The following is a 14,778-nucleotide window of genomic DNA, read 5'->3' on the forward strand; positions in this document are numbered from 1 at the left end:
CGCGCCACCGGACTCCACGGTAGCCGGAACAGCTGAGAGCGCGCTGAACGTCGGCTTGACGAATGCCGATGCGAGTTGACCTCACGCAGCCGCCGGACCGGCGGCGATGGCTCCGGCCGGCCTCAGGACCGGGCGTAGACCTCGGGCTTGAGCACCCCGACGTACGGCAGCTCCCGGTAGCGCTCACCGAAGTCCAGGCCGTACCCGACGACGAACTCGGTCGGGATGTCGAAGCCGACGTACTTGACCGGGACCGGCACCCGGACCGCGTCCGGCTTGCGGAACAGCGCGACCACCTCGACGCTCGCTGCGGAGCGGGACTCCAGGTAGCGCAGCAGCCAGGAGAGCGTCAGCCCGGAGTCGACGATGTCCTCGACGACCACCACGTGCCGGCCGGCGATGTCCCGGTCGAGGTCCTTGAGGATGCGGACCACCCCGGAGGAGGTGGTGCCCTGGCCGTAGGAGGAGATGGCCATGAAGTCGAGCTCGGCCGGGGGGCCGTTGCGGCCCAACGCCCGGGCGAAGTCCGCCATGAACATCACCGCGCCCTTGAGCACGCAGACCAGCAGCAGTCCGTCGCCCACGTGGGCGTAGTCGGCGGAGACCTGTTTGGCCAGTTCCGCCGTCTTCTCGCGGATCTGCGCCTCGGAGATGATCACGTGGTCGATGTCGGCGTCGTACCAGGAGCCGTCAGCCATGACTCCTAGCCTGCCGTACGTCGGATGGCCTCCGTCGGCGGGGCCGCACCTTTTGGCGCGGTCCCGCCTGGGATTTTCGCCGCAAAAGCTACCAAATACATCAGCTGGTACGGGACCGCCAGCGGCGGCCGTCGTCGCTGGGCTTCCAGTCGGCCGAATCGTGGCTGTCCGCGGTGAGGCCGGCCGACGAGGCGGCGGCGAGAAGGATCAGGAACAGGAGGAAGAGTAGGAACTCCATGGCGGCGCTCGCTTTCGCATGGTTGCTGTCGGTTTCGCCGCCGGTGCGCACCGGACTGAGACCAGTCTGCGACGACTCGCGCCGCTCGGACAGTGGCAGTGATGCCACTGGGCATCGATTTACTGCCACCTCTCGGGTTACCCTCGTCACATGCTTCGCTCCGTGGCCGTCCTCGCCCTCGACCAGGTCGCACCCTTCGAGCTCGGCGTGCTCGCCGAGGTCTTCGGCACCGACCGGACGGCCGACGGTTTCCCCGGTTACCGCTTCCGCGTGTGCAGCCCGGACGGCGCACCCGTGCGCACCTCGTCCGGCTTCCACCTCACCCCGCACGCCGACCTCGGCCCGGTGGAGGACGCCGACCTGGTGGCCGTGCCCGCGCACAATCAGGGCACCACCGTTCCCGGCCCGGTGCTCGACGCGCTGCGCCGGGCCGACGCGCGCGGCGCGCACCTGTTCAGCGTCTGCTCCGGCGCCTTCCTGCTCGGCGCGGCCGGGCTGCTGGACGACCGGGAGTGCACCACCCACTGGCGCTACGTCGACGAGCTGCAACGCCGGTACCCGCGCGCCCGGGTGCGCTGCAACTCGCTGTACGTCCACGACGGTCGGCTGCTCACCAGTGCCGGCACGGCGGCCGGCATCGACGCCTGCCTGCACCTGGTCCGCCAGGAGCACGGCTCGGCCACCGCGACCCGGCTGGCCCGGCGGATGGTGGTCCCGCCGCACCGCGACGGCGGCCAGTCGCAGTACGTCGAGGCGCCGATCCCGAAGGCGCCCGAGGCGCCCACCCTGGAGCCGGTGCTGGAGTGGCTGATGGGACACCTGGACCGGACGATCACGGTGGAGGAGCTGGCCGCCAGGGCCGGCATGGCACCGCGTACGTTCGCGCGCCGGTTCCGGGCCGAAACCGGCACCACCCCGCACGACTGGCTCACCAACCAGCGTGTGCTACTCGCCCGACGGCTGCTGGAGGAGACCCCGTTGAGCGTGGAGGCGGTCGCCGACCAGGCCGGCTTCAGCGACGCGGCGGCGCTGCGCCACCATTTCAGTCGCCGGGTCGGCGCCACCCCGCACAGCTACCGGACCACCTTCCGCGACCGGGCGTACAGCGGCTGAGACCAGCCGACCCGATGCACACCCGCACGGCCGATCAGGTGGGGCCCACCGGCGCCAGCCGGTCGGCGCGGCGGAGCACCCGGACACCACCGGGAAGGTCGGTCGGGCCCTGACCGTGCCACCCGGTGACCAGGGCGTCCAGCGCGGCGACGTGCCGGTACGACAGGGCGCCCGGCGGGGCGCCCAGCTCGCGCGCCCACGCATGCAGCACCCGGCCGCGTACGGCGGGGGCCAGACCGACCAGTTCCGGCACCCGGAGCCCGCCCCCGGGATGCCGGGCCGCCGCCAGCGCCGCCTGCGCCACCTCGTCGAGGGCGGCGTTGTCGGCCGCCACCAACCGGGCGGTACGCGCCAGATTGTCCAGTACGCCCGGCCCGAGCGCCCGTACCAGCGCCGGCAGCACGTCCGCCCGCACCCGGGAGCGGGCGTACGACGGGTCGGTGTTGTGTGGGTCCTGCCACGGGCTCAACCCGAGCACCTCACACGCGGCGCGGGTCTGCTCCCGACCGATCTCCAGCAGCGGGCGCAGCAGCGGCACCCCGGACAGCTCCCGCCGGGCCGGCATCCCGGCCAGCCCGCGCGGGCCGGCACCCCGGGCGAGCGCGAGCAGCACGGTCTCCGCCTGGTCGTCACGGGTGTGCCCGGTGAGCACCGCGACGGCGCCGAGCTGCCCGGCGACCTCGGTCAACGCCTGGTAGCGGGCCTCCCGGGCGGCCGCTTCAGGTCCACCCGGCCGCCCGGCCACCTCCACCCGGACCACCGTCGCCGGGGTGAACCCGGCCTCCCGGGCCCAGGCGGCCACCGCCTCGGCGCGCTGCGCCGAGCCGGCCTGCAGGCCGTGGTCGACGGTCACCAGGCCGACGACCCGACCCAGCCGGGGCGCCACGAACGCGGTGGCCGCCGCCAGGGCGAGCGAGTCGGCGCCGCCAGAGCAGGCGACCAGCACCGGCCCACCGGACGGCAGACCGGTCAGCGCGCGGCGGACCGCCACCCGGATCGCGGCCACCGGCGGAGCGAGTGCGGCCACCGGCGGACGGTCAGCCGGCGGCGGGGAGGGTGCCGGCCGGGCCGTGCACCCGGGCCACCCAGGCGTCCGGATCGCCCAGCTCGGAGAGCCGGGGCAGGGTGAGCGGCGAGTTGAAGATCGAGTTGAACCCGTCCATGCCGACCCGCTCGACCACGCCGTGCACGAACTTGCGCCCCTCGGCGTACTGGCGCATCTTGACGTCCACCCCGAGCAGCCGGCGGATCGCCTTCTCCAGCGGGTTGCCCGCTTCGCGCCGTCGGTTGAACGACGCCCGGATCCGCTCCACGCTCGGGATCACCTGCGGGCCGACTCCGTCCATGACGAACTCGGCGTGCCCCTCCAGCAGGGTCATCAGCGCGGTGAGCCGGTCCAGCACCGCCCGCTGCGCCGGGGTCTGCACGATGTCCAGCACGCTGGTCCGGCTCTCCGGGTCGCGGACCGCGTCGGACAGGGTGGCCACCCCACGCCGCAGCCGCTCGAGCAGGTGCTCGCCGCCGCTGGACGAGGCGTCCACGAACGCCTGCACCTCGCTCAGGAAGTAGGCCCGCATCCACGGCACCGCGGTGAACTGCGTCCGATGGGTGACCTCGTGCAGGCACACCCAGAGCCGGAAGTCCCGCGGGTCGGCGCCGAGCTTGCGCTCCACCTCGACGATGTTCGGCGCGACCAGCAGCAGCTGACCCGGGTCGGCGGAGAAGACCTCGTACTGGCCGAGCACCCGGCCGGACAGGTAGGCCAGCACGGTGCCGGCCTGCACCCCGGTCAGCCGGGACCCGATCGCCTCGGTCAGCGCACCGGGCCGCTTGTCGCCGGAGAGCCGGCTGACCAAGGGGGTGATCACCTCACGCAGCCCGGCGATGTTGGCGGCGGCCCAGTCCCGGCGGTCGACCACCCGCACCGGCGGGTGCGCCACCTGCGCCCGCAGCCCCGTGTAGTCGGCCACGTGCCCGGCTGCCTCGTCGGTCAGCCGCCGCAGGTCGCCGACCACGTCGGTGGCCTCGGTGTACGACACCCGGGGGCCCGACTTGCTCAACGCCCCCGCGGTGGCGGCGGCCAGATCCCAGTCCACGAACTGCGCCATGGACCCACCGTACCCGCGCCGCAACACCATGGCCCGGGCTCGCGTCGGCGCTCGCGGCGTCCACCGCCGAGGAGACCCCGGACCGGCGACGGTCAGCGGCAGCCGCAGCTGGCCAGCGCGGCGGCGATGCGGTCCAGTGCCGGTTGGGCTTCTTCCCTCCCGCCGGGCACCTGGTCGGTGAGCACCGCGAAGGTGAGCAGCCGGCCGTCGGCCGTGGTGACCAGGCCCGCAATGGCGTGCACACCGGTCAGCGTGCCGGTCTTGGCCCGCACGGTGCCCGCCCCGGCACCCGTGCCGGGGGCGTCGCGGTAGCGCTCGTTGAGGGTGCCCGACCATCCGCCCACCGGCAGGCCACCGAAGACGCCCGCCAGCTCCGGATGGTCGGGGCTGGCGGCCAGCCGGACCAGGTCGGTCAGCAGGGACGGGCTGATCCGGTTGCGGCGGGACAGCCCGCTGCCGTCGGAGAGGGCGATCTCGTCGGCGGGCAGGCCCAGCTCGGCCACCTCCGCGTCCATCGCGGCGGCGGCCCCGTCGAACGAGGCCGGCTGGTTGCGGGCCAGCGCGACCTGCCGTGCCAGCGCCTCGGCCAGCAGATTGTCGCTCTCGCTGATCATGACGTCGACCAGCCGGATCAGCGGCGGTGACTGCACCACGCCCAGCTCGGTGCCTGCCGCCGGGGTCGCGCCACCGGCGGCGGCGGCCGGGGCCGTGCCGCGCTTGACGGCGGCGGCCGGCACGCCGAGCAGCCGCGCGAACGAACGGCCGGCGGCCAGGTCGGGCTCGGTGACCCGCTCCGCGGAGCCCTGCCCGACGCCCGGGTCCCTGCGCGCCCCGTCGGCCATCAACGCGGTCACCGCCCCACCAGACCCGCCGGTGGGGATGTCGTCGTCCCAACCCGGGCCGTAGACCGGACCGGAGTAGATCGAGCCGTCGACGATGACGCTGGTCGGGGCGACGCCGCCGAGCGCGGTGCGCACCTGGGCGGCCAGGTCGTCGAGGCGCGCCGCGCCCGGGTAGTAGCCCTTCTTGTCGACCGCGAGGGTGGGGTCGCCCCCACCGACGATCACCACCTCGCCGGGCTTGGCACCGGCCACCGCCCGGGTGGGGATCCGGTAGCCGGGACCACGCGCGGCCAGCACGGTCACCGCCGTCGCCAGTTTGGTCACCGAGGCGGGCACCGTCCCGTCGTCCGCCCCCTTGGCGAACAACGTGTGGCCGGAGGTCACGTCGGCCACCGAGACGTTCACCCGGTCACCCAGGTCGGCCACCCCGACCAGTGGGTCCAGCGCGGCGCGTACCCCGTCAGGGCTGGGCAGGGGGGCGTTCGGGTCCGGTCCGGCCAGCACGTCCGACGGGTCGGGCTCGGCGGTCGCGCCGGCTGCGGTCGACGCGGGCCCGGCGTCGTCGCCCAGCCAGCCGGCGACCGGACCGGGCCGGGTCACGCCGACCCCGACGCCGGCGAGCACCAGCAGCAGCACCAGGGCAAGCACGACCGGCAGCCGGCGGCGCGGCGCGGCGGGCGCGGGGAGTGGTTCGGCGCCGGTGGGCGCGGGGGGCGACGCGGCGCCGGCGGACGCGGGCAGCGCGGAGATCGGCGGACCCAGCGGTGGGGCGCCGGTCGGGATCGGGATGGTCGACTCGTCGCCGGACGGCGGGCGGGCCGGGCTGGTCGGGATCGCGGCGCTCCCGCCCGGTGGGGCGCTCGTGGGCCGGTTGCCGTCGAGGGTCGGGAAGCGACCGGTGTTCGGGGCTACGGGAGCCGACCCCGCGGGTGGGCGCCACGGCAGCGGCGGTGGACGCTCGGGAACCGTCTCCGGCGCCGGAGGCGACGGCTCTGCCGCCCGAGGGAGGTGGGCGTCGGGCACCGGGACCCTGCCGGTGGCACCACCGGAGCCGGATCGTCCGGTACCACGCGCGGCGCCCCCGTCCGGGCGGTAGTGTGAATCTTCCCTCCCCACGACCCCCTCCTCCCCCAGCGAAAATCGGCTTGGGTGACACTACTTCGGTCCGAAGACTATGCGGCGGCCGGAGTCGGTGGGTGGGCATTCGCCTGTCCGGGGGGCAGCCAGTGGTTTCCGTTAGCCAGCGTGGGCAGACGAGGGAGCGTGCAGATGGATTTCGACGTGACGGTTGAGATCCCCAAGGGTCACCGGAACAAGTACGAGGTGGACCACGCGACCGGCCGGATCCGGCTGGACCGCACCCTCTTCACGTCCACCCAGTACCCGGCGGACTACGGGTTCATTGAGGGCACGCTGGGCGAGGACGGCGACCCGCTGGACGCCCTGGTGCTGGTCCCCGAGCCGACCTTCCCGGGCTGCCTGATCCGCTGCCGCACCATCGGCATGTTCCGGATGACGGACGAAAAGGGCGGCGACGACAAGGTCCTCTGCGTGCCCTACGAGGACCCCCGCCAGGAGCACCTGCGCGACATCCACCACCTGGGCGAGTTCGACCGGCTGGAGATCCAGCACTTCTTCGAGGTGTACAAGGACCTGGAGCCCGGCAAGTCGGTGGAGGGCGCGACCTGGGTCGGCCGTACCGAGGCCGAGGCCGAGATCCACGCCTCCTACCAGCGGGCGCGCGACGCCGAGGCGCGCGGCGAATCCGCCCACTGACGATCGCTGACGTGCCGGGCCCGTGGGCCGCTCAACCGAGCAGCCCCCGGGCCCCGTCGTACAGGTCGAGCACCGCACAGGCGACCGGCACCACGGCGACCACCAGCGCGTGTCGGTCAGGTCCGCGATCCGGCCCAGGTACGGCGAGACCGGCCGGCGGGCGTACCCGGTGCCGGCCGCGACGGCCACCAGGGCCAGCGCCGCCCCGCCGAGGACCAGCGCCGCCCCGCCGAGGACCAGCGCCAGCCGCCCCGCGTCGTCGGCCCGGCCGACCAGCACCGTGCCCAGCACCGCGTAGCCGGCCAGACCGGCGAGCACCGTCGGCACCCGGTGCCGCAGCGCCACGAACAGCCGCGACCGCAGCAGCAGCACGGCCGAGGTCACCGCCACCAGCACCGGGCCGGCGGTCCCGCCGGCCACCCCGAGCACCGCCGCCGCGGCCACCGCCAGCAGCGCGTGCCCGAGCAGCATCCCGGTGAGCATCTCCTCGGTGCGGGTCACCGCCGCGTGCACCCGGCTCCGGTCCGGCAGGTCCCGGGCCCGCTCCGGCTCCGCAGCGGGGGTGGCGGCCGGCAGGGTGATCGGCGGCAACGGCAGCTTGCCCAACCTGATGGCCAGCAGCGGGATCGCCCCCACGGCGAAGACCAACGTGCTCAGCAGCACCGCCGCCGTGCCAGCCGGAGCCAGCAGCAGACCACCGAGCGCCGCCCCGGCCCCGACCAGCCCCACCGTGACGCCGGCCACGAAGACCCGCAGCCGACTGGCCACCCCGAGCAGCCCGAGCAGCCCGAGCAGCGTGACCAGCAGGAGCGCCACCGAACCGGCCAGCAGTTCGGGCGCGCCGACCCACCGCACCGGCCCGAACAGGCCGACCGGGTCGCCGGAGCCGACCGCGAGGGCGCCCGCCACGAACGCGTACGGCTGGGCGTAGCCACCGAGCGTCGCCCCGGCGGCGCCGTCGCCGTTGGCGCGGGAGGCGACCGTGCCGGCCACCGTGAGCAGCACCGCCACCACGGCCGCCGCGAGCCAGCCACCGCGGTGCGCCGGACCGCCGGCGAGCAGGGCGAGCAGCCCGACGGCGAGCGGCACCGCGGCACCGGCCAGGCCGGCCGTCCGGGTGGCGGTGGGCGACCAGGCGCCGCCGCGGCGGCGCGCGCCGTCGGCGATCGCCTCCACCACGTCGTCGTACTCGAGCTCGGGCCAGTGGGCGCGGGCCGGCACCAGGTGCAGCACCTCACCGTCGCGGACCCCCTGTGGCAGCAGCGCCTGAGCGGTCGCCAGCAGCGCGCCGTCGGTGCGGCGCAGCACCCAGCCGCCGTGCCGTTCGCCGTCGTCGGCCAGCCCCTCACCGGCGTGCCAGAGCACGTCGGGCAGCAGCTCGGCCAGGGGCACCTGCTCCGACAGGGCGACGTCCACCCGCCGTTGCGGCGCGCTGATGGTGACGCGGGCCAGCCCGTTTGTCATCGACTGATCTCCATATCGAGGGGGATCGGAGGCTGCGCGGACGACAGGACTTTACCTACCATGAGCCAGGCTCGGGTTACCCAGCGCAGTCAGGAGGCCACCCGGCGGGAGGGCGTACGCCTCGTCCAGCTCGCTCAGCTGCCACCGCCGTGACCCGTCTCGCCAGTTCCTCCCGTGACAGGTGGGGAAACCGGTAATCTCCGATCGTCATGGTTCCGTCGGGATGAATGGCTGAGGATGTGACTGGGGTTCGGCACAGCTGTCCGGCAGCGGCCCGACGGGCAACCGGCCGGGTGCTGCTCGGTGTGGTGGCGGTCCTCGCCGTCGTGGCCCCGGCCGCGGCCGCCACGCCCGTCGCCGCGTCCGCCACCGGCGGACAGCTCGCCGGCGCGCCGCTGGCGTTCGCCCCCGGTGACAGCGTGAGCCGCACCGACCAGGTCCGCGACGAGCAGTGGCAGCTCGACGAGCTGCGCGCCGAGACGGCCTGGCGCAGCTCGACCGGGCGGGGTGTGACCGTCGCGGTGGTCGACTCCGGAGTGGATGCCAGCCATCCCGACCTGGTGGGCCAGGTGCTGTCCGGCGTCGACATGGTGAGCCCGGACGGCGGCGCCGACCCGGATCCGGTGGGGCACGGCACCACTGTCGCGGGCCTGATCGCCGGTCGGAAGGACGACAAGCGGGGCGTGGTCGGCCTGGCGCCGGACGCGCGGATCCTGCCGGTGCGCGTGCTCGACGACGAGAACCGCTACGACGACGCGCTGATCGTCGCCCAGGGGGTGCGTTGGGCGGTCGACCACGGCGCGAGCGTGATCAACCTGTCGCTGGGCGGCAGCGGCGACAGCCCCGCCCTGGCCGCGGCGCTGGACTACGCGTTCGCCCGGGACGTGGTGGTCATCGCCTGCACCGGCAACGTGGCCACCTCCAGCAACTCAAAGGTATGGTATCCGGCCCGCGAGCCGGGCGTGATCGCCGTCGCCGGTCTGGAGCGCAACACCGACAACCTCTGGTCCGGCTCGATCACCGGGCGGGCGACGGTGCTGACCGCACCCGCCACCGGGCTGGTCGGCGCCAAATCCCCGGACGGGTACTGGCGGGTGCAGGGCACCAGCTTCGCCGCACCGCTGGTGACCGCCACCGCCGCGCTGGTCCGCTCCCGCTACCCGCGGATGCCCGCCGGCGAGGTGGTCAACCGGCTGCTGGCCACCGCGCGCGACCTCGGCCCGACCGGGCGGGACGACCGCTTCGGGTACGGGGCGGTGGATCCGGTGGCCGCGCTGACCGCACAGGTCCCGCCGGTGACCGTCAACCCGTTGGACGATCTGGCGTCGCCGGGCGTGGTCGGCTTCGGCCCGGCCCCCGGTTCCGCCGACAACGACCCGGTGACCGGCGCCGGCAGCGACCCGCTCGGTCTCACCGCACCCCGGCAGCAGACCCGGTGGACGGCCCGGGCGGCGGGCGCGCAGGCCGATTCGGCGCCGGAGCAGCTGTGGACCGGGGCAGCGCTCCTCGTCGCCCTGGTCACCGGCGCGGCGCTGATGGTGCGGCGGTTTCGCCAGCGGGCCCGCTGATCCCTGCCGGCACCGGGAGGGATCAGCGCATCGCACGTGGGGTAGAACCCTCCCCATGAGCACGCCCGGCCCGCGCACCCTCGCCCACGCCCACCACCCGTCCTGGCGGCGCCGCCGCCTCGACCCGGACCATTCGCTGGGCCTGCGGCTGACCCTGGCCGCGACGGCGGCGTTCCTGGTGCTGGTGCCGTTCGCACTGCTCGCCCTGCTGGTGCTCGGGGGCTGGGCGCCGCTGCACCGGCTGGACGCGACGGTCACCGACGCGCTGCACGGCTATGCGCTCGACCATCCGGCCTGGGTCACGCTGGTGCGGATCTGGACCGAGGTGTTCGCGCCGATGCCGCTGCGGGCCCTCGCTCTGCTCGTTGTGATCTGGCTGCTGCGCCGGGGAGCCCGCCGGCTGGCCCTGTGGGTGACCACCACCATGGTGGTGGGTGGGTTGATCGGCCCGCTGCTCAAGCTGCTCGTCGGCCGGGACCGGCCGGACCTGCTCGACCCGGTTGCCCGGGCCGCCGGCTACGCGTTCCCCTCCGGGCACGCGCTGAACGCCGCCCTGACGGCCGGGGTGCTGCTGCTGGTGTTCCTGCCGTACGCCGGTCGGGGGCGGTGGCGCGTCGCACTCTGGATCGCCGCAGTGCTGGTCGCTGTGCTGACCGGCCTGAGCCGGGTGGCGCTCGGCGTGCACTGGGCCAGTGACGTGCTGGGCGGTTGGCTGCTGGGTGCGGCGGTGGTCGCGGCGACCACGGCGGCGTTCACCAGTTGGCGGGCGCACACCGGGCTGCGCCCGGTCCAGCCCGCTCGTGAAGGAGTCGCGCCGGAGGTCGAGCGGCACCCCGGAGCGGCCTGAGGCGTGCCGAAGGCGTCGGCCGGGTACTGGCCGGCCCATGTCCGACACTGTGGTCCAGATCGTCCGGCGGGTGCTGCTGCCGGTGTCCCTGCTGCTCGGCGTCATGGTGCTGCTCGGGGTGCTGGTCACCCGGGTGTTCGCCCGGACCTGGCCGTTCACCGTGGAGGACGCGGTGAACCGGGAACTCGCGGCCGACCGCACCGGCGGCTGGAACGACGTGTCGCTGGTCTTCAGCACACTGGCCAGCACCCAGATGATCGTCGTGGTCACCGTGCTGGTGGCGCTGGCGCTGCGGCTCTGGCTGGGCCGCTGGCGGGAGCCGCTGTTCCTGTGCGCGGCAGTGACCGCCCAGGCGCTGGTGTTCCTGCTGACCACGCTGGCGATCGACCGGCGCCGGCCGGCCGTGGAGCACATGGACGTCTCGCCACCCACGTCCAGCTTCCCGTCCGGGCACACCTCGGCGGCGGTGGCGCTCTACGTCGGCATCGCCGTGCTGCTGGCGCTGCGGTCGCGGCGCACCGGGGCGAAGGTGGCCTGGTGGACGCTGCTGCTGGTGGTGCCGCTGGGCGTGGCGCTGACCCGGATGTACCGGGGGATGCACCACCCGAGCGACGTGGTCGCGTCCTTCCTCAACGGTGGCACCTGCGTCGCGATCATGGCGCGCAGCGTGCTGGACCGCGGGGTGCGGTGGGGGCGGGCGAAGCTGCCCACGGCGGGGCGACCCGCCGAACCGGCCCGGAGCTGAGCCGCGCGGCGGTCAGGTGCACTCCCCGGTGCCCACGCGCCGGTTGCGTTCCGCGCCGGCCAGCGCCACCGGGCGTGCCTCCGCGGCGGTCACCGCGAAGCCGGTGTTCGGGTCGTCGGCCGCCGCCGCGAAGATGACGCCGAGCACCAGGCCGTTGGCGGAGACCAGCGGGCCGCCGGAGTTGCCGCTGCGGACCAACGCCCGGATCGTGTAGATCTCCCGGGTGACGTCCCCGGACGCGTAGATGTCCGGCCCGGTGATCCGGTCGACGTCGCGTACCCGTGCCGACTGGGCGTTGTACGGGCCGTCGAGCGGGAAGCCGAGCACGATGGCGTCCGTACCGCTGCCCGCGTTGCCGGCCGCGAACCGCAGCGACGGACCGGGCAGCCCGGGTACGAGCAGCACCGCCAGGTCCCGGTCCGGGTCGTAGACCACCACCTCGCCGTCGTACCGGTCGCCACCCAGCTCCACCGCCACCGAGCGGGTGCCGGCCACCACGTGGGCGTTGGTCATCACCCGGTCGTCGGCGTACACGAAGCCGGAGCCCTCGATCCGGCGCGAGCAGCCGGGCGCGGAGCCGAGCACCTTGACCACCGACCGCTGGCCGTTGACCACCACCTGGGAGCCGGCCAGCGCCGGGTCGGGAGGTTCGACCTGCCGGGCCCGGGTCGGTGCGAGGTCGCCGAAGACGTCCGGGAAGCCGTCGGTGTCGACGGTGTCCCGCAGCGCGGTGGAGAGCTCGTGGGCCTGCTCCGGCAGGACCTGGTTCACCACGGTGATCAGCGCGCTGTTGCGCACCGAGGCGGCGAGCCAGGGCACCGAGGACGAGCCGAGCGGCACGGCGACCAGCCAGGCGAGCAGGAGCACCGCGAACAGCGAGACGAACGCCCCGCCGACGTCGTCGACCTGCTTGCCGACGTCACTGGTGATCGTCTTGCGCACGTGCGAGCCGAGCCAGCCGGCGAGCGCCTGCCCGACCACGGCCAGCCCGAAGACGGCCACCAGCGAGATCAGCACCCGGATGCCGGGGTCCACGAACTGCCGGGCGAACAGCGGCCCGAGCTGGAGGCCCAGCAGCAGCCCCAGGAAGAAGCCGGAGAGCGACAGGATGCCGATGACGAAGCCCTGGCGATATCCGCTGATCGCGAACACGAGCATGAGCAGCAGCAGGACGAGATCCACGACGGACACGGGGTCCAGCGTACGGGCAGGACGCCCAGCAGATGACCATCGCTATCGCAAGGTGACCGTGGGGTCAGCGCAGGGCGGTCTCGTCGGCGTCGTCCGTGCCGGCCGAGGGTGCCGGCGTCGCCCCGGTCGGCGGCAGCTCGACCACCCGGCCACGCGGCCACGGGCGGGCCCAACCGCCCATCTCCAGCAGGGTGGCCAGCACCCCGGCGGTGAACCCCCAGACCAGCATGCCGCGCGCCGAGAACGCCGGCCCGACCCAGCCGCTCGGGTGGCGGACCCGCAGCCGGTTGGCTGGGTCGACCAGCTCGCTGACCGGCAACCGGGCCACGTGCGCCACCTCGGCGGGCTCCCGGGGGTGCACCGGGTGCGGGTCGTGCCACCAGGCCAGCACCGGGGTGACCACGAAGTCGCTGACCGGGATCCACAGCTTCGGCAGCTCGGCCAGCACGGTCACGCTCGCCGGGTCGAGGCCGACCTCCTCGTTCGCCTCGCGCAGTGCGGTGGCGCGGACGTCGGTGTCCTCGGGGTCGGCCGCGCCGCCGGGAAAGGCCGGCTGACCGGCGTGGTTGCGCAGGGTGGCGGCGCGCTGCAGGACGAGCACGTCGGGGCCCGCGCCGGGCTGTTCGCCGAGCAGCACCAGCACGGCGCTCTCCCGGCCGCCCTCGGCCGGGGTGGTCAGCCGGGTGAAGTCCTCGGCGCGGGCGGTGCCCAGCCGGGTCAGCAACGGCTCGATCCACTCGGGCGGGCGGCGGGTCACGCTGGCACCGCCAGGCCGAGGTGCTGGCGGACCAGCTCGGCGAGCCGGGCGTCGTCGAGCGCCCCGGTGGCGTCGATGTGCCGGATCCGGCCCTGCGCGTCGACGAAGAGGGTCAGCGGGATGGCGTTGCGGTTCAGCGCCCGTTGCAGCGCCTCGCCCTGGTCCACCAGGATCGGGAACCGGACGCCGAAGTCCTCGCCGATGGACTGGGCGCCGTTGCGGCTGTCCCGGCTGTTCACCCCGACCACCTGGAGCTGGCCGGCGGCCCGCTCGCTGAGCCGCTGGAAGGCGGGCAGCTCCTTGCGGCACGGCGGGCACCAGGACGCCCAGACGTTGATCACCGCCGGCCCGGCCACATCCCGCAACGTGACCGGGGCGCCGCCGGTGAAGCAGGACAGCGTCAGCTCCGGCAGCGCCTCCCCGCCGGTGGCGGGTGCCGCCGTGGCCGCGCCGGCCGTGGGTGCCGTGCTCAGCGCGGCGCAGTCCCGGAACGGCGACGGCCGCTGGGCGGCGGTCGCCCGGGGTGCGGGGGCGTCGTCCGCGCCCGCGGTGCACCCGCCGACCACGAGCAGCAGCAGCGGCAGGACCAGCAGAGCGAGGCGCCGGTTCACGGCACCTCCGCGGCAACCGCCTGGGCGGGCACCAACTCCGGGTCGACGCCGGCGGCCGCCGCGAGGTCGCGCGCCCGGGGCCCCTTGAGCAGCTTGGCGGCGGCGGTCGGCTCGGTCGGCCCGGTGCCGTACGAGGGGCAGAGCTTGGCCAGCGTGCACGCGCCGCAGGCCGGCTTGCGGGCGTGGCAGACCCGCCGCCCGTGGAAGATGATCCGGTGCGACAGCATCGTCCAGTCGCGCTTGTCGTACAGCGCGCCGACCGCGTGCTCGATCTTGACCGGGTCCGTCTCGGTGGTCAGCCGCCACCGGTGGACCAGCCGCTGGAAGTGCGTGTCGACGGTGATGCCGGGGACGTCGAAGGCGTTGCCCAGGATGACGTTGGCGGTCTTGCGGCCGATCCCGGGCAGCGTCACCAGGTCGACGAGCCGGCCGGGGACCTGGCCGTCGTACCGGTCGAGGAGGGCCTGACCGAGCTTGAGCAGCGAGTCGGTCTTGTTGCGGTAGAAGCCGGTGGGCCGGATCAGCTCTTCCATCTCGCCCCGGTCCGCGCCGGCGTACGCCGTGGCGGTCGGGTAGCGGGCGAAGAGCTTCGGGGTGACCTCGTTGACCTTCTTGTCCGTGCACTGCGCGGAGAGGATGGTGGCGACGGCCAGCTCCAGCGGGTTGGAATGATCCAGCTCACAGTGCGCGTCGGGGTGCGTCTCGGCCAGCACCCGGCCGATCTTGCGGGCACGGCGTTTGCGCCCGAGGTCGGTCTCGCTGGCACCGGGAGGGCTACTGGTCACGACGGTCAGCCTACGTCGCGCCCCGGACGTTCCCG

14 protein-coding genes and 1 pseudogene are annotated in these 14,778 nt (G+C 74.5%); 5 read left to right on the forward strand and 10 right to left on the reverse strand.

What is annotated here, in order from left to right:
* Window positions 1-122 precede the first annotated feature (122 nt).
* On the reverse strand, window positions 123-698 hold the full coding sequence (hpt, locus tag BUS84_RS21690; protein ID WP_074315138.1) for a hypoxanthine phosphoribosyltransferase: 576 nt from the start codon (window positions 696-698) through the stop codon (window positions 123-125).
* Between the two features lie 100 nt (window positions 699-798).
* Complete coding sequence (locus BUS84_RS38685) at window positions 799-936, reverse strand: hypothetical protein (protein ID WP_167627077.1); 138 nt, start codon at window positions 934-936, stop codon at window positions 799-801.
* 150 nt (window positions 937-1,086) lie between these two features.
* On the opposite strand from BUS84_RS38685, the gene BUS84_RS21700 reads away from it, so the two are divergent.
* Window positions 1,087-2,049 (forward strand): GlxA family transcriptional regulator, encoded by a 963-nt coding sequence (locus BUS84_RS21700; protein ID WP_074315141.1) that lies wholly within the window; start codon window positions 1,087-1,089, stop codon window positions 2,047-2,049.
* Window positions 2,050-2,083: 34 nt separating this feature from the next.
* Here the strand turns inward: BUS84_RS21700 and tilS are convergent, their stop codons facing one another.
* From tilS to dacB, 3 genes are all read right to left on the reverse strand, one after another.
* Entirely contained in the window at window positions 2,084-3,076 is a 993-nt protein-coding gene (gene tilS / locus BUS84_RS21705) for a tRNA lysidine(34) synthetase TilS (protein ID WP_074315144.1), read from the reverse strand.
* A 10-nt stretch (window positions 3,077-3,086) separates the two neighbouring features.
* Complete coding sequence (locus BUS84_RS21710; protein ID WP_074318991.1) at window positions 3,087-4,157, reverse strand: zinc-dependent metalloprotease; 1,071 nt, start codon at window positions 4,155-4,157, stop codon at window positions 3,087-3,089.
* A 92-nt stretch (window positions 4,158-4,249) separates the two neighbouring features.
* Window positions 4,250-5,656, reverse strand: coding sequence for a D-alanyl-D-alanine carboxypeptidase/D-alanyl-D-alanine endopeptidase (gene dacB / locus BUS84_RS21715; RefSeq protein WP_342199554.1), 1,407 nt, complete (start codon window positions 5,654-5,656; stop codon window positions 4,250-4,252).
* Between the two features lie 612 nt (window positions 5,657-6,268).
* On the opposite strand from dacB, the gene BUS84_RS21720 reads away from it, so the two are divergent.
* A complete protein-coding gene (locus tag BUS84_RS21720; RefSeq protein WP_030489937.1) occupies window positions 6,269-6,775 on the forward strand; it encodes an inorganic diphosphatase in 507 nt (168 codons plus the stop codon).
* A gap of 31 nt (window positions 6,776-6,806) precedes the next feature.
* Here the strand turns inward: BUS84_RS21720 and eccD are convergent.
* Window positions 6,807-8,239, reverse strand: a pseudogene (eccD, locus tag BUS84_RS21725) (type VII secretion integral membrane protein EccD).
* Window positions 8,240-8,466: 227 nt separating this feature from the next.
* Between eccD and mycP the strand changes: the two are divergent.
* The 3 genes from mycP to BUS84_RS21740 are packed head-to-tail and all read left to right on the forward strand — an operon-like array spanning window position 8,467 to window position 11,399.
* Window positions 8,467-9,807, forward strand: a complete 1,341-nt coding sequence (gene mycP, locus BUS84_RS21730) for a type VII secretion-associated serine protease mycosin (protein WP_074315147.1) — start codon at window positions 8,467-8,469, stop codon at window positions 9,805-9,807.
* A gap of 55 nt (window positions 9,808-9,862) precedes the next feature.
* Window positions 9,863-10,654 carry a phosphatase PAP2 family protein gene (locus BUS84_RS21735; RefSeq protein ID WP_074315148.1) on the forward strand — a complete coding sequence of 264 codons (792 nt, stop codon included), beginning with the start codon at window positions 9,863-9,865 and terminating at the stop codon, window positions 10,652-10,654.
* A 37-nt stretch (window positions 10,655-10,691) separates the two neighbouring features.
* Complete coding sequence (locus tag BUS84_RS21740) at window positions 10,692-11,399, forward strand: phosphatase PAP2 family protein (protein WP_074315150.1); 708 nt, start codon at window positions 10,692-10,694, stop codon at window positions 11,397-11,399.
* Window positions 11,400-11,411: 12 nt separating this feature from the next.
* Here the strand turns inward: BUS84_RS21740 and BUS84_RS21745 are convergent, their stop codons facing one another.
* The 4 genes from BUS84_RS21745 to nth all read right to left on the reverse strand — a co-directional run bounded on the left by BUS84_RS21745 (window position 11,412) and on the right by nth (window position 14,743).
* Entirely contained in the window at window positions 11,412-12,590 is a 1,179-nt protein-coding gene (locus tag BUS84_RS21745) for a MarP family serine protease (protein WP_074315151.1), read from the reverse strand.
* A 64-nt stretch (window positions 12,591-12,654) separates the two neighbouring features.
* Complete coding sequence (locus tag BUS84_RS21750) at window positions 12,655-13,347, reverse strand: NUDIX hydrolase (protein WP_074315153.1); 693 nt, start codon at window positions 13,345-13,347, stop codon at window positions 12,655-12,657.
* Window positions 13,344-13,958, reverse strand: coding sequence for a TlpA family protein disulfide reductase (locus BUS84_RS21755; protein WP_074315155.1), 615 nt, complete (start codon window positions 13,956-13,958; stop codon window positions 13,344-13,346). Before BUS84_RS21755 ends, BUS84_RS21750 begins: the two co-directional genes overlap by 4 nt.
* Window positions 13,955-14,743, reverse strand: coding sequence for an endonuclease III (gene nth, locus BUS84_RS21760; protein ID WP_143728473.1), 789 nt, complete (start codon window positions 14,741-14,743; stop codon window positions 13,955-13,957). The genes BUS84_RS21755 and nth overlap by 4 nt, the downstream gene beginning before the upstream one ends.
* Between the last annotated feature and the right edge of the window lie 35 nt (window positions 14,744-14,778).

Source organism: Micromonospora cremea (genome assembly GCF_900143515.1).
In the GTDB taxonomy this organism is placed as follows: Bacteria; Actinomycetota; Actinomycetes; order Mycobacteriales; family Micromonosporaceae; genus Micromonospora; species Micromonospora cremea.